Annotated in this window: 19 protein-coding genes and 1 pseudogene; 15 read left to right on the top strand and 5 right to left on the bottom strand. The window is 34.3% G+C overall.

Translation table 11 applies throughout. From position 1 onward, the window contains the following. Positions 1-455: 455 nt before the first annotated feature. The 6 genes and pseudogenes from ACQV2T_RS05405 (at position 456) to ACQV2T_RS05380 (ending at position 5,697) form a co-directional block, all read left to right on the top strand. Entirely contained in the window at positions 456-1,085 is a 630-nt protein-coding gene (locus ACQV2T_RS05405; protein WP_428874056.1) for a TetR/AcrR family transcriptional regulator, read from the top strand. Then, positions 1,048-2,397, top strand: a complete 1,350-nt coding sequence (locus tag ACQV2T_RS05400; RefSeq protein ID WP_428874930.1) for an MATE family efflux transporter — start codon at positions 1,048-1,050, stop codon at positions 2,395-2,397. Before ACQV2T_RS05405 ends, ACQV2T_RS05400 begins: the two co-directional genes overlap by 38 nt. Before the next feature lie 481 nt (positions 2,398-2,878). Continuing rightward, positions 2,879-3,061: pseudogene (locus ACQV2T_RS05395) on the top strand (YdbC family protein). Positions 3,062-3,575: 514 nt separating this feature from the next. Beyond that, positions 3,576-3,719 (top strand): hypothetical protein, encoded by a 144-nt coding sequence (locus ACQV2T_RS05390; protein ID WP_428874058.1) that lies wholly within the window; start codon positions 3,576-3,578, stop codon positions 3,717-3,719. Between the two features lie 586 nt (positions 3,720-4,305). Continuing rightward, positions 4,306-4,851, top strand: a complete 546-nt coding sequence (locus ACQV2T_RS05385) for a hypothetical protein (protein WP_428874059.1) — start codon at positions 4,306-4,308, stop codon at positions 4,849-4,851. Positions 4,852-4,917: 66 nt separating this feature from the next. After that, positions 4,918-5,697, top strand: a complete 780-nt coding sequence (locus ACQV2T_RS05380; protein WP_428876349.1) for a dimethylarginine dimethylaminohydrolase family protein — start codon at positions 4,918-4,920, stop codon at positions 5,695-5,697. Positions 5,698-5,784: 87 nt separating this feature from the next. On the opposite strand, the gene ACQV2T_RS05375 is transcribed toward ACQV2T_RS05380, so the two are convergent. Next, the gene (locus tag ACQV2T_RS05375) at positions 5,785-6,414 is read right to left on the bottom strand and encodes a phosphatase PAP2 family protein (protein ID WP_428892540.1); all 630 of its coding nucleotides are present in this window, start codon (positions 6,412-6,414) and stop codon (positions 5,785-5,787) included. A 156-nt stretch (positions 6,415-6,570) separates the two neighbouring features. Here ACQV2T_RS05375 and ACQV2T_RS05370 point away from each other — a divergent pair, with 156 nt between their 5' ends. The 6 genes from ACQV2T_RS05370 to ACQV2T_RS05345 all read left to right on the top strand — a co-directional run bounded on the left by ACQV2T_RS05370 (position 6,571) and on the right by ACQV2T_RS05345 (position 11,595). Next, positions 6,571-8,118: a BCCT family transporter gene (locus tag ACQV2T_RS05370; protein ID WP_428874927.1), complete on the top strand. Its 1,548-nt coding sequence runs from the start codon at positions 6,571-6,573 to the stop codon at positions 8,116-8,118. Positions 8,119-8,228: 110 nt separating this feature from the next. Continuing rightward, positions 8,229-8,459 (top strand): hypothetical protein, encoded by a 231-nt coding sequence (locus ACQV2T_RS05365; protein ID WP_428874063.1) that lies wholly within the window; start codon positions 8,229-8,231, stop codon positions 8,457-8,459. 145 nt (positions 8,460-8,604) lie between these two features. Continuing rightward, entirely contained in the window at positions 8,605-9,360 is a 756-nt protein-coding gene (locus ACQV2T_RS05360; RefSeq protein WP_428874064.1) for an SDR family NAD(P)-dependent oxidoreductase, read from the top strand. A gap of 11 nt (positions 9,361-9,371) precedes the next feature. Further along, positions 9,372-10,109: an SDR family NAD(P)-dependent oxidoreductase gene (locus tag ACQV2T_RS05355; RefSeq protein WP_428874065.1), complete on the top strand. Its 738-nt coding sequence runs from the start codon at positions 9,372-9,374 to the stop codon at positions 10,107-10,109. 121 nt (positions 10,110-10,230) lie between these two features. After that, the gene (locus ACQV2T_RS05350) at positions 10,231-10,845 is read left to right on the top strand and encodes a glutathione S-transferase family protein (protein WP_428874066.1); all 615 of its coding nucleotides are present in this window, start codon (positions 10,231-10,233) and stop codon (positions 10,843-10,845) included. Between the two features lie 288 nt (positions 10,846-11,133). Next, complete coding sequence (locus tag ACQV2T_RS05345; protein WP_428874926.1) at positions 11,134-11,595, top strand: peroxiredoxin family protein; 462 nt, start codon at positions 11,134-11,136, stop codon at positions 11,593-11,595. Between the two features lie 87 nt (positions 11,596-11,682). On the opposite strand, the gene ACQV2T_RS05340 is transcribed toward ACQV2T_RS05345, so the two are convergent. From ACQV2T_RS05340 to ACQV2T_RS05325, 4 genes are all read right to left on the bottom strand, one after another. Further along, positions 11,683-11,982 carry an antibiotic biosynthesis monooxygenase family protein gene (locus ACQV2T_RS05340; protein WP_428874925.1) on the bottom strand — a complete coding sequence of 100 codons (300 nt, stop codon included), beginning with the start codon at positions 11,980-11,982 and terminating at the stop codon, positions 11,683-11,685. Between the two features lie 155 nt (positions 11,983-12,137). Continuing rightward, positions 12,138-13,193: a hypothetical protein gene (locus ACQV2T_RS05335; protein WP_428893332.1), complete on the bottom strand. Its 1,056-nt coding sequence runs from the start codon at positions 13,191-13,193 to the stop codon at positions 12,138-12,140. Between the two features lie 20 nt (positions 13,194-13,213). Next, positions 13,214-13,831, bottom strand: a complete 618-nt coding sequence (locus ACQV2T_RS05330) for a hypothetical protein (RefSeq protein WP_428893331.1) — start codon at positions 13,829-13,831, stop codon at positions 13,214-13,216. 154 nt (positions 13,832-13,985) lie between these two features. Next, positions 13,986-15,848 (bottom strand): alkaline phosphatase, encoded by a 1,863-nt coding sequence (locus ACQV2T_RS05325; RefSeq protein ID WP_428893330.1) that lies wholly within the window; start codon positions 15,846-15,848, stop codon positions 13,986-13,988. Between the two features lie 457 nt (positions 15,849-16,305). Between ACQV2T_RS05325 and ACQV2T_RS05320 the strand changes: the two genes are divergently transcribed. The 3 genes from ACQV2T_RS05320 to ACQV2T_RS05310 all read left to right on the top strand — a co-directional run bounded on the left by ACQV2T_RS05320 (position 16,306) and on the right by ACQV2T_RS05310 (position 19,624). Then, positions 16,306-16,956 (top strand): alpha/beta hydrolase, encoded by a 651-nt coding sequence (locus ACQV2T_RS05320; RefSeq protein ID WP_428874071.1) that lies wholly within the window; start codon positions 16,306-16,308, stop codon positions 16,954-16,956. Between the two features lie 484 nt (positions 16,957-17,440). Further along, complete coding sequence (locus tag ACQV2T_RS05315; RefSeq protein ID WP_428885250.1) at positions 17,441-17,719, top strand: hypothetical protein; 279 nt, start codon at positions 17,441-17,443, stop codon at positions 17,717-17,719. 561 nt (positions 17,720-18,280) lie between these two features. Beyond that, positions 18,281-19,624 (top strand): aminopeptidase C, encoded by a 1,344-nt coding sequence (locus ACQV2T_RS05310; RefSeq protein ID WP_428881650.1) that lies wholly within the window; start codon positions 18,281-18,283, stop codon positions 19,622-19,624. Positions 19,625-19,732: the final 108 nt, after the last annotated feature.

Here is a 19,732-nt window from a genome sequence, read left to right as displayed (position 1 = left end):
AGTTTTATCCCGCAAATTTTTAAAATTTCAGGACATTTTCATTTACGGTTGACAGAAGAAAGGTTTAATGAGTTTTTGCATTATCTAAAGCCCCTAATTCGCAATTCAATTAGGAGCTTAAAAAAGTGAAACGTCTCAAACTTACTCAAGCGTTATAATCCTACCGATTAAAAACGAAGGAAGCTGTATTTCAACCTATTTTAACAACCCATATTGTTTCAATGAATGAATTAAAGGACGCACTCTAAGGGACACGACTAATAAGTGTCTCAGAAGCCGTTAAAAAATTTAGACGTAAACTATTTAATATTTTCTTACTTCTTTGTATGGAACGAGATTTGCACGGGGGGTAAAATTTAGAGCATTCTTTTTTATAAAAACTCTTGACTCTCTAAAGTAAGAATAATAAACTATTATCGACGATACCGTCGGTATATAAAAAAAGGGGGGGTTGCATGTGCTCGGCTAGGCGATTAAAGCCAGAAGAAAGAAAAAATGAAATTAAAGAAGCAGCCAGAAAAGTGTTTGTTAGTAAAGGGTTCGCTAATACTACGATGGAAGATATTATTAACGAAACGACCATGTCTAAAGGAGGCTTCTATCATTATTATAAAAGCACCATTGATATTCTTCATGACCTAATGGTTGATGGGATACATTATAGAAATGAAGTAATCAAATCCAACTTAAGTGAGTTCAAGCAAGGGTATGAAATAGAGTTTATAGCAAAACAACTTGTCGAAAAAATACTGGATGATAATTTATATATGGAAATTTATGTCCAATTTTTAATTGAAAAAAAGAGAAGCAAAAAGCTCAATAGTATCTTTAACCAGTTAAAAGCACAAAGTAGGGAAGAATTTAGTCAGCTTCAAAGGAATGTTCCAGAATTTTTATTGAATGATGCACTCTATGATTTTGTGACAGATTTTATTAATTCAATGATTTTAGGGGCAGATATTTTAGAAGCTAGAGATAATTTTAAAAAAAATAAAGAAATTATAGAAAAAATGTTTGTAGCACTTTTCAAAGAAGGGAGAAAACAAAATGGAAAAAACAATGAAAGAAAGACTTTTAACGGATAATCTTGTTCGACTTATGTTTCATCAGGCTGTTCCAGCTGTACTCGGTATGCTCGTTATCGGACTGTTTCCTTTGATGGATGGAATTTTTGCTGGAAATATTTTAGGAGAAGCTGCCATGACGGCTTGCTCTGTTTCTGCGCCGATTACTTTTGTAAATAATGGCGTATCGACATTGATTGGAATAGGGAGTGCTTCTATTTTATCAAGAGCCTTAGGAGAAGGTGATCAGGAGAAAATCGATAAGATAATGGGGAACTTAGTTTATTGGGTAATTGTATTATCACTTTTGATTACAGTATTTGGAATCTTTTTATCTCCTTATTTTTTAGATTTATTAGGAGCAAGTGGAGCAATCAAAGAGCTAGGTCTTCGATACGTGAGAATTATTTTCGCAGGGTCATTTTTTATCAATTATGTTCAATCATCTAATATGGTCATGCGAGGCGAAGGCCAAGTAAAAAAGGCTATGCTGATAATGGGGCTAGGAGCGATTCTCAATATAATTCTTGACCCTATTTTCATGATTGCGATGGGAGAATATGGAATAGAAGGAGCAGCCTTAGCTACAATCTTGGCTCAATCCGTTCAAGCAGGGTTTACCTTGTATTATTTCCGTTATAAGAGTGATGTTGTAAAGATAGGAAAAATCAAAAAGGCTAATGAACTTTCTAAAGAAATGGTGGGGGTAGGTATTTCAGCTATGCTCATGCAGATTTTATTTATGGTTCAACAAAGCTTGTTATATCGACAAGCCTTTCAATATGGAAGTGATGAGTGGGCAACACTAATGGCTGCGACCTTGAGGTTTTATGGCTTCTCATTTATTCCACTTTGGGGTATGAGTCAAGCCCTTCAACCTATTATAGGGGCTAATTTTGGAGCGAAGCAGTATGCAAGAGTTAAAGAAACGATGAAGATTTTTATCCTATCAGGTACTATATTATCTTTAGTGTTCTACCTACCGGCACAATTTTTCCCTGCAAGAATATTTGGTTTATTTAATGTGAGCGAAGAAATTATCCAACGTGGAGTGGGGCATTTTAGACTGTTTTTCTCAGTATATATACTTTATGCAGCTATGAATATGGCAATCACATTTTTCCAATCGATTGGCAATGGTAAAAAAGCTGGGATTATTGTTCTGTTAAGACAACTTATTTTATTCGTACCAGCTTTGCTTATCTTACCTGGAATATTTGGAAGTGGGGCTGTTTGGTGGGCAGAAGCACTAGTTGATTTGATTGTAATTCTTATTGCTTTAGCCATGATGGTCCAAGAAATAAAAGCTTTTAAGCAAGCGGAATTCATTTAATTTTTAGTGCCTATCAAGCAATAGCGGAGGAAGGAGAAGGCAACTCATTTCTTTAAGAGTTTATCTATATTACAAGAATGGTTACGTCTCTACTAAAAAGCTAAATGTTACTGCTAAAATGGAAATAATCATTAAAAGCCAATCTTTGCATAATTTTTTTGTTATATATGACGGATTATGGCAAGCAGTACTTAGAAAGAAATTTTAGCTCAGGTTTCACTACTCACTATAGATGAATAATTCTTGTGAAAGAAACCCATTTAGAAAGAAATTTAAAAGCAAAAGAATATCCGTAATACGATCAAGCACTTGTCTCTTAGAGATAAGTGCTTTTGATTATAATAGTTTTTAGTCATCGAGGCTTATGGTAAATTAAACTGGAAGGATTGGTGATAATAATGACGGTAATGAAGACTATAAGATGGATAGAAACAGAGGGTGGCTATTCGTTTAAAAATAAGACTACTTTAAAAGGGCAGCTATTACTTACAAAAATATTGAAACCATTGGGAGTCTTTCCGCTAATAAAGGATGGTCTAAAGAATTCAATCTTCTTTCATGGAATAAGTGTCCTGCTAAATAGGGCCTTGGAGATTGTTTACCTGATCATGATAAGATGGGCAAAGGAGTTACTTTAACGGATGAGGAAGTCAAGCAATTATGAGTTATTAAAAACAATGGAATCTTAACCGGTTAAAGGGTAATTTTAATCAGTGAAGGGCACTCTTTTTTAGGCGTAATGTTTAATGGAGCCAACAGTTAGGAGGCTTCGTTTCTAATCCTAATCAATTTACCTTTGAAGGGGAAATTTCAGGACTGAAATTAGCTACTTTTAAATTCTCAATGCCAGCAATAGGTCGTGGTTTGTTCACTAGCTCTCTTTCCCTGACATGAAATAAGTTCTAAGATCTTGAGACGATTAGGATCGGCGATTGCTTTTAGTAATAAACTAAGTTCTTCTCAATTCATTTACATTCTCCTATATAGACGGTTGTCTATCTATGGCTTCGTTTTACTCCTCATAGCTTGTAAGTCAAAAAATAGAGTTTAAGCAGCAGGAGCGTCTTTTATATCGGTCATTCCGAAGTTAGATTCTCTAAATATTAACTATGAATAGCTAAGACTTTAAAGCGTTTTTTTGATAAAATTAATGAGACAAATCAATTGGAGTGAAAATATTGGAAAAAATGAATCGAGCGATTGCAAAGCTGATTTTATCGTTCAAAGAGCTAAATGGTATCGGCAATAAATCAATACTTAAACGATTAAAAGAAAATACAAACATCTTGCAGGTGGATAGTTTTAAGACACTAGCTTTTTAACCAATTAAATATACCGATGCTTAATAAAGCTTTAAATTGAACAAATAAAAATTGGGAGACTATCTATCAAGCATGCGATTAGACACACACCTATTAGCATTTTCGACTATAGTGAACGTTTAGGAGAAGCCTTTCGATTAAAGCAAAGTTTCAGTGGAAATGTAAAATATATCGATAAATAATCTGCCCTTCCTATATTCCGAGAGGAAAGTGTAAGACAGTTCAACTTCTTAATGGAAGAGTCTAGAGAAAAAAGTTGAAAGATTATCTATTGAAAGAAAGGAGCATGAAAAGACAAAAGCAGGAGTGGAACAAGCTGATTTATTTGAAGAGATAAGCTATGAATTATAATGCATTGTTAGAAAACCATCACTTTGTTTTTGGAGGAATAGTGTATCCTACTAGAACCAAAGCCTATGCTGGAACTTTTTCATTTTATAGGAGGACAATAGGTTACAAAGTTTTACTAAAAAGCCTAAATAATAGAAAGATTACAAACGGACATTCACTAACCCCACCTATAAACACTAAAAAAAGGGAGTGAATTTCATGAGAATTTAGCAATCTAATTAAGGAGCTGATTTATATGAATGAATTAGAATTAACTTTAAAAACAAATCAATTAGTAGAAATTTATTCTGAATTTAGTAACAAAAATGAAGAATATTTTTCACTTGGATACTTAATTGCAATTGAAGACGACTTCTCAACTCTAATTTCAATTAATGAATATGGAATGATTGAGAGTTTTCAATATAGAAAAAATGCATTTATATCCAATATCGTTTCTTCAACTTGCTATCTTAAAAATTTTAAAAAAATAATTGATTATAATAAATCAATTAATCTTTACGACCCATATTCACTGACCAAAGATTATGAACAACAATTTCAAGGAAAAGACCCAATCAATGAGCCTATCTTAGTGAATAAACAAGTATCTATTATAACTACCGAGAATGATTTTATACTTCAAGGTAGGATTATAGAAAAAACCAAGGAATCATTTGTTCTTTCTTCTTCAACAATCGATGATTTGACTGAAAATCAGTTATACGAAATCAAACATGAAGACATTGTCCTAATTGATTTGTTAAGTATTGATAATAAATTAATTGAACAAATAAAATAAATACAAGTCCTTGAATAAATACAATAGTGCCAACACATCAATAACTAAAAAAACAGGAGGAATTACATGTTAAAATTTTCGCACGCCATCGTTAGAACACCTAGTCAATCAATGTTAGAAGGTATTACGACTGGAATGTTCTCTAAAGAGCAACCAGTTTATGAAGATGCCTTGGTGCAACACGCTAACTATGTCAAAGCATTGGAAGAATTAGGAGTAAAAGTCACTGCTTTAGAGCCTTTAGAAGAATACCCTGATTCTTGTTTTGTTGAAGATCCAGCTGTGGTTATGGCAGAGTTTGCGATTGTGACTAATTCACCCAAAGAATCGCGTAATGGAGAAAAATATGAAATGAAAAAAGTACTTAAGGATTTCTATAAAGAAGATCAAATCTTTTACATTGAGGCACCCGGAACTATGGAGGGTGGAGATGTGATGCTAGTAGATAAGCATTTTTATGTGGGCTTATCCGATCGAACTAATCAAGAAGGGGCTAAACAATTTGACCAAATTGTGCGCCAGTTTGGCTATACTTCTTCAACGGTGTCGGTCACAGAAGGACTGCACTTAAAAGACTTTGTTATTTATTTAGAAAATAACAATATGTTAGTTAGTCCGGTGATGAATAAGGTCGAGGATTTCCAAAAATATAAGCGATATGTGGTTGAAGCGGAAGAACTCTATGCCATCAACAGTCTTTATATCAATGGGACGGTGCTGGTTCCTGAAGGTCACCCTAAAACACAAGCACATATTGAAAGTTTAGGTTATCCTGTAAAAGTAGTAAATACTGATGAATTTAAGAAAATTGACGGTAGCTTAACGTGTTTATCTTTAAGATTTTAAGCTAATTAAAAAAAGAGTCCTGCTCAATGTACCGACCCCCTAAAACCTTGTTCGGGTTTAAGGGTCAGTACAATTGAGCTGGCTTTTTTATTCAATCACATTCTTGTTTAAAATTAATTTTTGAGCTAAGACCACCCAAGCGAAACTAATCATCCAGCCGCCTATAATATCCGAAGGGAAATGTACTCCTAGATAAACGCGGGAATAACCAACTAGAAAAGTATAAATTAAACCTAAAGTTAAAATTTTATAAAAGTGCTTGCTACGCCAACATAAGACCATTATGGCAAAGACAGCGGTAGAACTAATCATAGCATGACCAGATGGGAAAGAATAAAAGTTTTCTTCGATTAAAAGATTGAGCAAATCTGGTCGGTCTCTTTGGAAAATCAACTTTAGAATTGTATTAATAACCAAAGTTCCCGGAATAGCTATCAATAGGAAGTGCATTTTATTAAAGGCTCTTTTTTTAAAAAGCATTAAAAGGATGATGGCGAAAAAAATTAAGACTGGTATGGCACTTGAAGAGTGGGTAATAAAGAGCATGATTTTGTCCATCAAGGGATTTTGAAGGTCGCGTACCCAGCTTTGAATGGGAGTATCGAAAGTTACCAATTCATTTTTTTTAATTTCTAAACCTAAATGGACAAAAAGTGTGGTCAGTATGGTGAAGATAAAATAAGCACTAGTAATTTTACCAATAATTTTTTTGGTCATAAGGGCATCCTTTCTATTGAATACTTATAAATATTAACTATATAAAATCTTGTCAAAAACAACAAGTCTTAAGATGAAAAATGGGTAAATTTTACAAACAAAGTCAATTTTGATAGTATAAAAGCCCTGTTTTAAAATAAATTTAGGAGGAATGATTTGAAAAAGTTAAAAGAAATTTCAGTATATCATGCATCGCTTATAACGTCATTTTTATTAGTTATTTTAGGTATTTTTATTCCTAATGAATTAAGTGTTGGAACACAAATTTTAAAAGATCAGGTGGCAAACAATTTTGGTTGGCTTTATCTTCTACTCATTCCACTAATATTATTAGTTTGTATTTATTTCATACTTAGTCCCTTAGGCCAGATTCGTTTAGGAGAACCCGACTCAAAACCTGAATATTCGACCACTTCTTGGGTAGCTATGATGTTTTCCGCTGGTATGGGAATTGGGCTTGTTTTTTACGGAGCGGCAGAACCTTTGTCACACTTTGCTATTTCGACTCCGATTGCTCCAGCAGGAAGTCAAGAAGCGTTAGCGGATGCCTTTCGCTTTACTTTTTTCCATTGGGGGATACATGGTTGGGCGATCTATGGTGTGGTAGCACTTGCCCTAGCTTACTTTGGTTTTCGTAAGCAAGAAAACTACCTATTATCTCATACTTTAAAACCTTTACTAGGAAATAAAGCAACGGGCTGGATCGGAACAGTAGTGGATACAATAACGATTGTTGCCACTGTTATTGGGGTCGCAACTACTATTGGTTTTGGCGCAGCCCAAATTAATGGAGGGTTAAATTATTTGTTTAATATCTCTATTTCTAATAGTGTCCAAATTATTATTATAATTATCACAACGATCTTATTTATACTTTCTGCTATTTCAGGGTTAGGAAAAGGGGTTAAAATTCTTTCCAATTTAAACCTGCTTTTAGCGGGCTGTCTATTAGCCATTGTCGCTATTGTAGGCCCGACTGTCGGTGTTTTAAACACATTTACAGAATCATTGGGTAATTATTTACAAAATTTTATTGAAATGAGTTTTCGATCAGCCGCTTTTGATAGGGATAAGAGGGAGTGGATTAATACTTGGACTTTGTTTTATTGGGCATGGTGGACTTCATGGTCGCCCTTCGTGGGGATTTTTATAGCCCGTATTTCGCGCGGACGCACCATACGTGAGTTTTTAACGGTGGTACTTCTACTTCCTACGCTATTAAGTTTTATTTGGTTCTCTACTTTTGGAACTTTAGCAGCCAATGTTCAAATGAATATAGCCGACTTAACAGCTTTTGAACCCGAACAGTTGCTATTTGCAACCTTTAACTATTATCCTTTAAGCGGCCTTCTTTCTTTAGTGGCGATTATTCTTGTTGTCTCATTTTTTATTACGTCAGCGGACTCAGCGACTTTTGTTTTGGCCATGTTGTCGGAAGAAGGTAATATCAAGCCTAATAATAGAACTAAGATTACTTGGGGATTTACACTTTCAATTATTGCGGTTGTCTTACTATTGTCTGGCGGTTTACTAGCTATTCAAAATGTCTTAATAATCGTTTCCTTACCCTTTGTTTTCATTCTTATTTTAGTTATTTTATCCCTCATCAAAGAATTGAATCATGAACAAAGAGAAATGGGCTTAACCATTACACCAGACCGATTACCTAATTCAAACGATCCCTTTAAATCTTATGAAGATTAAGTGGGCGACTTATTTAAACTTCCTGTATCAGCAGGAGGTTTTTTTAAGCCGTCTGGTTTGCCACCGAATATGGATAAGAGGATGCTTTTAATAGAGAAGGAGGGGGTTAAATGGAATATAGTCGTGAAGAAAAAGATTTTGTAATTAGTTATTTAAAAGATCCGAATAGCTATCAAGATGCTTTTAAAAAAGAATTGCAAGCTTTTATAGAACTTACAGAGATCGGTGACTTATATATCAACACTTTATTACAGGAAATGCTTCAAGAAGATATGCTTCAACTGAATGACCCGCCCTATACGGAATTTAAATATAAAGGATTAAAATTATTTTTATCCTAACTGTTTAAAATTTTAACAAATGTATTTATAGCAACCCTAAGGACGTTTTTACGAGTCGCTTTATTAGCCAATTTTCTTAAAGTGGCGTATGATTAAAATATGCAGATGTTACAGATTCAAAAATAAATTATAAGGGGGAAATAGAATGGAGCGCTTAAAAGATAAAGTGGCAATAGTAACAGGCGGGGCTGGTGGAATTGGTTCAGCCATTGTCCGCGCCTATGCTAGAGAAGGGGCAAAAGTAGCAATCGTCGATCTTAATCAAGAAAAAGGCGAGGCTTTAAGCCGTTCTCTAAATGAGGAGGGATATAATACCTTCTTTATCAAGACTGATTTGACTAAAAAATCAGCCTTAGAAACGTGCATTCAAGGGGTTGTTGACCGCTATCATCAAATCGATGTGTTGGTCAATAATGCTCATGCTTCAAGGATGAAGAGCTTCTTAGATATTACAGAAGAAGATTTAGCTCTATCAATGGAGTCTGGTTTCTATGCTACCTTTTTCTTGAGTCAACTAGCTATTCCATATCTTAAAAAGACTAAAGGAAATATCATTAATTTTGGTTCAGGAGCAGCCATTAAGGGTGATAACCATCAAGGGGCTTATGTAGCAGCCAAAGAAGCGATTCGTGGGATTTCGCGTGTGATGGCGAATGAGTTTGGTAAAGATGGTATCAATGTGAATGTCATTTCACCTATAGCCTATTCTGAAGGTGTCGATGCTTGGCGTGCTGAAAACCCTGAATATTATGAAAAAGTCGTTCAAGGTATTCCACTCCAAAAATTTGGTGATATTGACAAAGATATCGCACCAGTCGCAGTTTTTCTAGCAAGTGATGAATCACGTTACATCACAGGTCAAACATTTATGGTCGATGGAGGAAGTATTAAATTATATTAGGAGGAAACAAAATGGAAAGATTAGAAGGTAAAGTTTTAATTATTACTGGCGGCGCTCAAGGGATGGGGAAAGTGCATGCAGAGGTCGCTTTAGCTGAAGGAGCTAAGGTTGTCATTACTGATATTAATGAAGAAAAAGGTAATGAAGTTGCTAAAGAACTTGGTCAAAATGTTCTATTTGTTAAACAAGATGTGACCAAGGAAAGTGACTGGAAAAAGGTAATTGATGCGACAATGGATAAATGGGGCAGGATAGACTCGCTCGTTAATAATGCAGGTATCACTTATAATATGAAAATTGAAGATGTTTCATTAGACGATTACATGAAAATTGTGAATATCAACCAAGTTTCCGTCTTTTTAGGTATTAAAGCCGTAACACCTATTATGAAGCAACAAAAGTATGGTTCTATAATTAACATTTCTTCTATGAATGGTTTAGTAGGTGGGGCGATCGGATATACAGACACTAAGTTTGCGGTTAGAGGAATGACGAAATCAGCAGCGAGAGAGTTATCTCCATATAATATAACCGTTAATTCTGTCCATCCTGGTGTAGTACACACACCAATGTTAGAACAACCGGGTGTTAAGGAAGCGGTTGATAAATTTAAAGAAACTATTCCTATGCGCCGAGTGGCTCAGCCTAAAGAAGTTTCTAATTTAGTTGTATTCTTAGCTTCCGATGAAGCAAGATATTCAACTGGATCTGAGTTTGTCATTGATGGAGGAGTTACAGCTGCTGTTTAAAATTAGCTAGTTACTAGCTTACTCTTATTTTAAAAGCATGCTATCGAATTCACTCAATTATTTCCTATGACACTTTTTAATGCTATAATATAATCAATAAAAAAAAGAAAGGTTTGATAAAATGTTGAAATTATACTATGCACCTGGTACTTGTTCCTTGGCTTGCTGGATCGCTTTAGAATGGTCTGGTCTTGAGTATGAAACCATTCGTGTGGATTACAATGATCCTGAGTATCGTAAAATTAATCCTTTAGGAATGGTTCCTGCTCTTGAAATTGGAGCCGATCGTCCGATGACTCAAGCAGGAGCAATTTTACAATACATTGCTAATTCCGTTCCAGAAAAAGATTTAGGACCTAATGAAGGGTTAGAAAATGTTTTTGAGTTTGATGAAACATCTCTATTCCTTTCTGCAGATATTCATCCATCATTCTGGCCGTTCTTTAACCCACAGCGTTATACAACATCTGAAGACATAGATGTAATTGAAATGGCTCGTGCGGCAGCGCCTGCTCGTATTGATGCGAACTTCAAACATCTTGATGATATTATTGGTGATTCTAATCACCTCTACCAAAATAAACGTACTGTGCTTGATCCATTAGCATTCATTTTTGCAACTTGGACTAAGAATTTAGAAAAAACGTATAAAGACTATCCAAACGTTAAGCGTATGGTAGAACATCTTAAGGAAGATCCAGCTGTTCAAAAAGTTCTTACTGAAGCTAATGAGTAGGTCAAAAGTGTTGATATAAATTAAAAATAAGAGACATGAAATTAAATTCATGTCTCTTATTTTTAAACAAAAACATTATAACAATAAGCTTTGTAAATATTTAAAATGACTAAGCAATGAGTGGTAAGTTGTATGTATCAACTATTTAAAGTGTTTTATTAAAGTGGATATAAAAAGTTAATCCTTTAAGATTAATCATTAAACCACTTTATTGATTTAATAAAGCTGAAAGATAGTGATTTTTAAATAGTATATTGTTTAATCAGTGAAAGGAAAGAGATGAATTTTATGGCAAGTATTGAAGTCAATAAAAAGGCACCAGACTTTGAATTAGAAGATTTCGAAGGAAAGACAGTTAAGCTTTCAGCTTTCAGAGGAAGTAAAAATGTAATGCTTGTATTAAACAGAGGCTTTATATGACCTTTCTGCCGCAAGCACATGATGCAGTTGCATAAAGATTATAATCAGTTTGAAAAAAGAGACACCGCTATTGTCGTCATTGGTCCTGAAAACGATAAAAAATTCGCAGACTACTGGCATGAAAATGACTTAGAATTTTATGGTCTACCTGATCCAAACCATTCGGTATTAAAATTGTATGGTCAAGAAGTAAATCTTTTTAAGATGGGACGGATGCCAGCTCAAATGTTGGTAGATAAAAAGGGTGAGTTGAGATATATTCACTACGGTCATTCCATGAAAGATATCCCTGAAAATAGTGAGATGTTAGATTTGATAGATAGTTTATAATCAATTAACTAAATAAAGAGCAAACAGCACACATGCTGCTTGCTCTTTTGTTTCCTAATCCTATCGAATTATTTAAGATAACTTGGATTATTTTTTAGGCATTTTTTCGTCCTTTAGAATTTCTAATTTATGTGACTCCATCGATTCAATTTCACTGTCATCTGGATCGTCTAATTTTTTTCGATCTTCTGAATTTTCCCAATTTTTCCAATCTTCTTGTGATTTCCATGAGCCTAAAACCACAATTAAATCCTCTTCAATGCCTCTACTGATTGATAAATTAATGAAACCTGGTTGATCATTTATGATTTCACGATTCGATAATTTATTGATGATGCTTTCTGTTTTGCCTACTTTAGGTTTTATATGTTGCATAACTAAAAACATTCATACCATCTCCTTTATTTAAACATTAGCAAAGATGGTATTTATCTTCAATCGATTTGCTCAATCTAACAAGGGATTATTTGTAGTTGTTGATTATTTAATAGGGTTTGGCTGGATGGAAAATTTTAGAATTTAATTTTCGGTGACTTCAACTATTAATTCGTTTGCCATTCATTTGCAGAATAGCATCTATTATTATTTTCAATTTCATTTGCAACAAATAATTTGTGTCCATCATAAAAATATAAGATTTGGTCATTAATGAGCAAAGCAAATGTATGGGCACTTTCAGAATCTTTATTGACTTGACTAGGATCGATCAGTTCAAATTTAGTATCGGCAGGAAAACTGGCGTTGGTCTTCAAATGCATTGCTTGAATGACTTGAACAAAGTCATTACTATTTTTAAATTGAAGCTTAAAATCATTATAATCATCAAGATAGTGATCAAAAGCTTTTTGAAGAATTTCATATGTTTTCTTTTCAACTAGGAAAGCATCTTCATTTTTAAAACTTGTAGCTTTTAATGCGATTCTATTTTCTTGTTCATCATCTAGACCAATCAAATGGTTTACATCGATCACAATTTCATCATTTACTATATAAAGACCAAGGTCTTGATAAACCCTAGCATTTTGATAATTTTCTCGCAGATCATATGCCATTGATTGATAAGGATATAAGCTTTCGGGTTTGCCTTGATTATTTAATAGTACTACCGGTGACACCGTTTTACGAATTAAGCCTGAGCCTAAGCCACCTTCAAACTCTTTGAGACCTCCTGTCAAGATAACGAGGTCTTGATATGGAGCGGGTATAGATTCAATTGTTTCATTCTCATCTACGTAGAAACGTATACTTTCTCCTTTTTCTCGTTGTGTAAAATAGTAGGCCATATTAAATAAGCCGCTTTCTTCGATTGAGACAATGATATCTAAGTTAAGATTCAATTTAGGAACTGTTGCTTGTGCTTGATATATACCAACGTACTTTTCAATTTTTTCTGGTGCTTCATATAGACTATCGTCAGGATTAAGAATTTTATCAGGGATAAAATTAGCCTTAATGTGATGTCCTTGGTGATGACCGTCTACTTTCATATGGTTTGTTTCTTTAACATTAGCTTCTGCTTGTGCGAAAGTGGCGTGTGGAAAAAGTAGATTAAGGGTTAAGGCAGTTAAAATTAATAAAGTAATAAATATTCTTTTCATTAGTTCACACCTTTCAGCAATTAGTTGGGTTTAATTCCGTCAATGTATTCATAAGTATTTCCATGATTATCTATTAATTGTCCAGACTGTTGCACAAAAGAAAAAATTTCTTCACCGAATAATTGGACGGTCCAATGATCGTTATTTACAGTGATAGTTGGGCAGGAAATAGTGAAATAATTATAATCATTTTTTTGTGTATATGAAATGTCAGGAATCGTTTGATTAATCAAGTCTAAGATATTTCTTTGTGTCATTTCAGGTGTTATCTGATCTACAATGGCTAGATAAACTTCTTTTAAGTTAATTGGAAGATTATTTTCTTTCTTATATCTCTCTTGAACAGATATAGAATAATTCTTAAGGTCTGGATAAGGGTAAGCATTAAATTCGAATAACCATTCTATAAATTCTTGATCAATGGTGTCATCGTGATGGTCTTTGTTTGATTTAATATCTTTTTCCACATCTTGCTGTTCATTATCATAGTTATCTTCATGGTCGTGTCCATAAACAGGGTGAGCATACCTTGATTCATCTTTAATATAGATGATTAATTGGTTTTCTTGAAAAAGCAATCCTTCAATACTACTTGCTTCAGGGGCTAGATAGTATCCGCTGAAAGGTAATTCTTTCATGCTTGAACTTTCAGCTTTAACAAGAGAACAAGGTGAGAGTAGGGAAATAAACAAAAGGAAACTTGCTAAAATAGATTTAAGTTGCATAAGATTCTCCTTAAAGAATAAAAGCACAGCCTTATCTTAGCTGTGCTTTTTGTGACTAATGTATTAATTATTCAGCAGAGCTTTCAGTTACTTCTTCAGGTTCTTCTTCAGAGTTACTGCTTTCTTCAACCGATGAATCTTCAGAACTTTCCTCACTTGTTTCAGAATCTGAACTTTCTTCAACACTTTCTTCAGAAACTTCTTCTACTTCAACTGTTTCTTTAGAAGCTTCTTCTTTATCGTTTTCCTCAATAGATCCAGAAAACTTCTTTGTTACTTCTAAAGGAGCCATTTTAGTATCGCCACCTTCATATAATCCCATGGCTGCTAAAATCTTATAGGCAATATCTGTATTTTCAAAATTACCTTCAAACATTGCAGCGCCAGCACCGATTGCAAAAACTGGAACTTTCTCAGGTGAGTGGTCAACAGTTGTGAATGCTAAACCAGCTTTACGTGCTAATAGACGTGTAGCAGCGATTGATAATGGTTCATATGCATGGTAGCCTTTGATAATATCTGCTTGACCCAGATTACGTTCTTCATATGGTTTCATTGTTTGTTCGAAAGCATAACGTAATTCTGCTAATTCATAAGGTGTTACTAACATTAAGTCTTTGGCTTCTTCTTCACCTTCTTCAGCCGCTTTCTCGACTTCGCCAGCAGTCTTTACAACTTCTTCTGCTTCCAGGTCAAAGATAAATCCGAAGTTTTCTTCTAGTAATGGAACAGCATCTTCAAAAGTCATTTCTGGATTTTCTTCTTTGGCCTTAGCAAAGATTACATCAAATTGTTCTTGAGAAACTTTTTGATTGTCTAGTAAATGGAAGTAAGAGTTATAACCTGTTTCCGAGTTTCCGATGGTGAAACCGCCGGTAGGATGATCAGCAGTTACAACGATTAAAGTTTCTTCAGGATGTTCATAGTAGAAATCAATTGCTTCTTGGATAGAGTCTTGAAAGTCAATCACTTCTTTAATAGTTGTTGCGGCATCATTAGCGTGCTCTGCCCAGTCAATCTTACCAGATTCTGTCATCATGAAGAATCCTTCTTCGTTAGCGCTTAGGACTTCAATTCCTTTAGCGACCATATCTGCTAATGTAGGTTCACCTTCTTGTCGATCAATCGCATATTTCATAGAAGAACCATCTGATTCAGAAAGAACAGATGCAGGTGCATAAACTTTCTCAGTGTCAGCAGTAATAGTATCGAATTCTTCTTGAGTATCTGCTACCATATATCCTTTTTCTTCTAATACCTCGTATAAGTCTTTTTGATCATCTTCAGCACCTGTTCGCTTACCAAGAGAACCCCCTGCAAAATATTCAAAGTTTGAAGCAGCCATTTGTTCACCAATTTCGTAATAATTTCTACGGTGTTCAACGTTTGAATAGAAGGCAGCAGGAGTCGCATGATTTAAAGTTACTGTCGATAGGATACCAACGGCTTTTCCCTGAGCTTGAGCTTTTTCAGCAATTGATTCTGTTTGTTCGGTATAGCCAGGTGTTAGACCAATGACGTTTGAATCAATCTTTACGCCATTTCCAAATGCGGTAGCAGTACCAGCAGAGTCCGGAACATAATGGTCAGCATCGGTTGGGTTTTGCAGACCAACAACAGGAAATTTAGCAAAATTTAACGGTTGAGCGACTGCTTGACCGTTACCTTCGTCACCATTATCTGGACCTAAGTAATATTCAGCCGCAGAAACAGGGATATTTCCCATGCCATCTCCGATAAATAAGAAGACATATTTTGCTCGGTTTTTAGAAATAAGAGATAAATCTTCAGTTAGCGCACGGCCTTCTTCCAAGGTTGCTACTGGAAGTTCCGACCATTGACCTTCTTCTTGTTTAGCAAAAGTCATTGTAGGGGCACATACTGACATTAATACAGAAGCACATAATGATAGAATTACTGTTTTTTTCATTGGCTCAATCCTTCTTTATAATTTATTGATGATTTATTCATCTAGATATAAGTTAGCAGAGCATTGTAAATTTTTAGTAAATTCTAAGTAAAAGTAAGGTAAATTTTCAACAATTTATTAAGAAATGACTCCAAATTGTACAAAAGAGAATAAGATTGTTGCGACAAGAGTACAAAGATGAATAACTGGTATATCAATAGGCTACTAGACCAACATAAATGATAATAGCTACGGTATAAACAAGCTAAACACAGCAACTATTACTATGTTAAAATGTAATTATTATTATTTGCTTATAAGTTGAGTTAAACTCCCCATAAATTTATGATTTTTATCCATTGAGCAAGTTTGTGGAACATTTAAAACACTTTGAAAGTTGTCTTAGTATCGCTGTATAATTAATTTATGTATTTAACCACTTTAACAATCTGTCTTTGATAAGATTAAGGAGAGCAATATGTTAGAAGAATGTATCTATTTTATTAATGGTTTTGGTGGCATGAAGGAAGAGAGTGAAATATTTTTGAAATTATTGTCTAAAAAAGGCTTAGGAGTAAATTATCTCTATTTACCCGGACATGAAGAGGCCTTTAATGACAATGTAGTAGCTAAAGAAGAACTGATTAACTTTTATAAGGATACTATCGGGGAGAAACCATCTGTTATAATAGGGCATTCTATCGGGGGTGAAATAGCTGCTTTTCTAGCTGCACATTTAAGTAATATTACTAAAGTCATTTTACTTGATGGAGGGATTATCTCAAGTGAAGATTTTGGAGTATCACTGGAAGATGAACTGATCAATGCAAAACAGATCCTATCTAGCGGTAATTATAAATATATGAACGAGGAGAGCGCTTTGAATCTTTTGAGTCTTAATCATTCGATTCAGTTATCGATTACTAGTAAAGCATATAAAACACCTACATTGCTTCTGATTAGTGATCTTCAAGAGGTTTTACCGACCAAGCTAAAAAGATCTAAAAATTTAAATGATAATATAAGCATGAAAATTATCGAAAACGCGAGTCATGCTATCTATCAAGACCAACCTGAAAAAATAGCTGAAGAAATTGCTAGTTGGCTGAATATGACTAATTGTAAATAGCTTAAATTATCCTGGTCTTTGTTTGGCAATGATCCGATCTATAGGATATGCTGACATAGGTAATAAGAGGAGACTTGGTATGGAAATCATTAATGCGACTGCTGAAGTTGATCCATTATTTGTAAATGGGCAGTTTCAAATCAGTTTATGAAAGAATATATGGATAGATGGTTAGCCAACTATCAGGATTTACTGTCTGATGACGCCAAAAGAGTGTTTGTTGGTGGGAAGTTTAGCTTTTAAACGATTATTTCCCCATTAAAAAAGGACTTTTTCAGAAAGCAAAAAGCGGTTCAAAGTAGTAGACTCATTTAGGCAAGTAACTGGGGGGTTAAATAAAAAAGTTATTCAAGCATTTGGCAAAGAGCTAGATTTTACAATTATGCTTTATTTAGGTTTATGTAATGGGGCAGGTTGGGTGGTAGAACTGGACAGAAGAACTTATATTCTAGTGGGAATTGAAAAAATGATCGAATGAGATTGGATGAGTAAAGACCGTATGCATGGACTTATTTTTCAAGAATTAGGGCATATCTATCATCAACAATATGGTAATTTTGACCAATTTGAGCAAGGTGAAAACTATTTTTTATGGTTACTCTTTACCGAAGGAATTGCAATGTATTTTGAGCAAGTCTTAGCAGGAAATTTGAATTATTTTCATCAAAAGACTAATGGATGGTTAGAATGGTGCAATCTTCACTTAACGACTATCAATAAAGATTTTGATAATGATATCAGAAAAATGACCACTGAGAATTAAATTTTCTTTGGTGATAGGGTAAGATGTCAAGTAAGACCCGATTGTGGATATCCAGGAGCACTTTTTGTACAATATATCTGATCTAAGGTTCATTTCAATCAAGTGGGGGGTTTGTGGCTGGAATTTTTAAATTGTAGCTATATTCGATGACTGATCATAAAGTATGTTGTGACTTAGCAAGGTATAGACTGAAGGATATTTTAGGTTAACCTAAAAATTTATTGCAAGTACTCTAATTTTGTTATAAAATATTATTAGGGAATGGCTGTAGCTTTATATAATTAATTAAGTTTAATGGTGGCACTGAGTTTTTATATAGTAAGTTTAGAAGTCTAGTTAATCGCTAATTCTATATAAATTCTTAAGGGATTTAAGCTTTGAAGGCCAGTCCTATATCTTATTAATTAGTTAAAATGATTAGTTATTAAAGGAAGTGGTGTGAATAGTAGTGATTATTTTTTAAGCTATTCTTTAGAAAAAAATTTAAAGACTAGCCAGAATAAATGAAGAAGTTCTCTATTATTAGAATGGACTCTAAAAAATTTTATTTAAAGAAAGGAAATGACTATGACAATCAATCAAGAATTAATACAATCATTCAAAACAAAATATCAAGCAGAAACGATCAATCATGCAGTAGAAAATGCGGTAGCTAAAGTTGGGTTCAATCAATCTTCATTTAATAATGAGGCCGTGAGAGACCATACCTTCGTTTTCTCCGATGAAACAAAAAGAGGCAAGATTACCGATCAGAAGAAAAGCGGTCGTTGCTGGATGTTTGCTGCCTTAAACGGTGCGCGTGTAAATACAATGGAAGAGTTAAATTTAGAAACTTTTGAATTTTCGCAAAATTATACCCTCTTCTGGGATAAGTTAGAAAAATCAAACTTCTTCTTGGATTCTATCATTGAAACGGTAGAGGAACCTTTAAATTCACGTGTGGTACAACATTTATTGCAAGCGCCGGTCGAAGATGGTGGACAATGGGATATGTTCACAGCCTTACTACAAAAGTATGGTTCAGTTCCTAAATCGGTAATGCCAGAAACTTACCATTCTTCTAATACTTATGAAATGGTAGCAATCATTACTAAACGTTTAAGAGCCTTTGCTAAAGAATTAAGAACGGCTTATCAAAATAAGGCTTCAAAAGAAGATTTGAAAGCAATGAAAGAGGATATGCTGTATGTTATATACAACATCTTAGTTAAAGCCTTGGGACAGGTTCCAGAGAAGTTCTCTTACAGTTACCGCGACAAGGATGGAAAATATCACCGTATTGAAGACATCACACCACAAGATTTCTTTAATAAGTATGTGGGTTGGGATTTAGAAGGTAAAGTCAGTGTAATCAACGCACCGACTGAAGATAAGCCTTTCGGACGGGCGTTCACTGTTAAATATTTAGCCTCTGTAGCCGAAGGCCACCCGATTACTTATATTAATGCACCAATTGAAGTGCTTAAAGAAGCTGCAATTGCTTCAATCAAAGATGGCAAGCCAGTTTGGTTTGGTTGTGATGTTGGTAAGATGAGTGATCGTGAATTGGGTATTATGGATAAAGACTTATACGAATATGAGGCTATCTTAGCTGAAGCGCCTCAATTAAATAAGGCTGAGCGCTTAGATTATGGGGAGAGTTTATTAACTCACGCCATGCTTTTAGTAGGTGTGGACCTAGATGCTGATGGTAAACCAGTCAATTGGAAGGTTGAGAACAGTTGGGGTGAAAAATCTGGCGATAAAGGTATCTTCTCAATGAGTGATCAATGGTTTGACGAGTATAACTATCAAGTGACTGTTGATAAGAAATACCTTGATCAAAAATGGTTAGATGCTCTTAATCAACCAGTCATTGAATTAGAACCATGGGATCCAATGGGATCTTTAGCTGATTGGAACTAAGATGATCCAGTTTAAAATAACCCCTAAATTTAATAATTAAATATAAACAAATAACTCCTTAGATCATGAAGACAGTATAATTTGCAGAGAGCATTATATATGTGTAAT

Source organism: Facklamia sp. P13069, from assembly GCF_050409405.1.
Classification (GTDB): domain Bacteria; phylum Bacillota; class Bacilli; order Lactobacillales; family Aerococcaceae; genus Facklamia.
The sequence above is the reverse complement of the archived record's forward strand: the minus strand, read 5'-3'. Positions and strand labels throughout refer to the sequence as shown.

Excerpts from the sequence above, each read along its gene's own strand:
- ACQV2T_RS05340 (WP_428874925.1), bottom strand. The coding sequence starts at position 11,982 with ATGTTTTTAGTTATGCAACATATAAAACCTAAAGTAGGCAAAACAGAA.
- ACQV2T_RS05365 (WP_428874063.1), top strand. The coding sequence starts at position 8,229 with ATGGAATATAGTCGTGAAGAAAAAGATTTTGTAATTAGTTATTTAAAA.
- ACQV2T_RS05380 (WP_428876349.1), top strand. The coding sequence starts at position 4,918 with ATGTTAAAATTTTCGCACGCCATCGTTAGAACACCTAGTCAATCAATG.
- ACQV2T_RS05310 (WP_428881650.1), top strand. The coding sequence starts at position 18,281 with ATGACTATGACAATCAATCAAGAATTAATACAATCATTCAAAACAAAA.
- ACQV2T_RS05315 (WP_428885250.1), top strand. The coding sequence starts at position 17,441 with ATGAGTAAAGACCGTATGCATGGACTTATTTTTCAAGAATTAGGGCAT.
- ACQV2T_RS05360 (WP_428874064.1), top strand. The coding sequence starts at position 8,605 with ATGGAGCGCTTAAAAGATAAAGTGGCAATAGTAACAGGCGGGGCTGGT.
- ACQV2T_RS05375 (WP_428892540.1), bottom strand. The coding sequence starts at position 6,414 with ATGACCAAAAAAATTATTGGTAAAATTACTAGTGCTTATTTTATCTTC.
- ACQV2T_RS05400 (WP_428874930.1), top strand. The coding sequence starts at position 1,048 with ATGGAAAAAACAATGAAAGAAAGACTTTTAACGGATAATCTTGTTCGA.
- ACQV2T_RS05325 (WP_428893330.1), bottom strand. The coding sequence starts at position 15,848 with ATGAAAAAAACAGTAATTCTATCATTATGTGCTTCTGTATTAATGTCA.
- ACQV2T_RS05335 (WP_428893332.1), bottom strand. The coding sequence starts at position 13,193 with ATGAAAAGAATATTTATTACTTTATTAATTTTAACTGCCTTAACCCTT.
- ACQV2T_RS05405 (WP_428874056.1), top strand. The coding sequence starts at position 456 with ATGTGCTCGGCTAGGCGATTAAAGCCAGAAGAAAGAAAAAATGAAATT.
- ACQV2T_RS05350 (WP_428874066.1), top strand. The coding sequence starts at position 10,231 with ATGTTGAAATTATACTATGCACCTGGTACTTGTTCCTTGGCTTGCTGG.
- ACQV2T_RS05385 (WP_428874059.1), top strand. The coding sequence starts at position 4,306 with ATGAATGAATTAGAATTAACTTTAAAAACAAATCAATTAGTAGAAATT.
- ACQV2T_RS05320 (WP_428874071.1), top strand. The coding sequence starts at position 16,306 with ATGTTAGAAGAATGTATCTATTTTATTAATGGTTTTGGTGGCATGAAG.
- ACQV2T_RS05330 (WP_428893331.1), bottom strand. The coding sequence starts at position 13,831 with ATGAAAGAATTACCTTTCAGCGGATACTATCTAGCCCCTGAAGCAAGT.
- ACQV2T_RS05355 (WP_428874065.1), top strand. The coding sequence starts at position 9,372 with ATGGAAAGATTAGAAGGTAAAGTTTTAATTATTACTGGCGGCGCTCAA.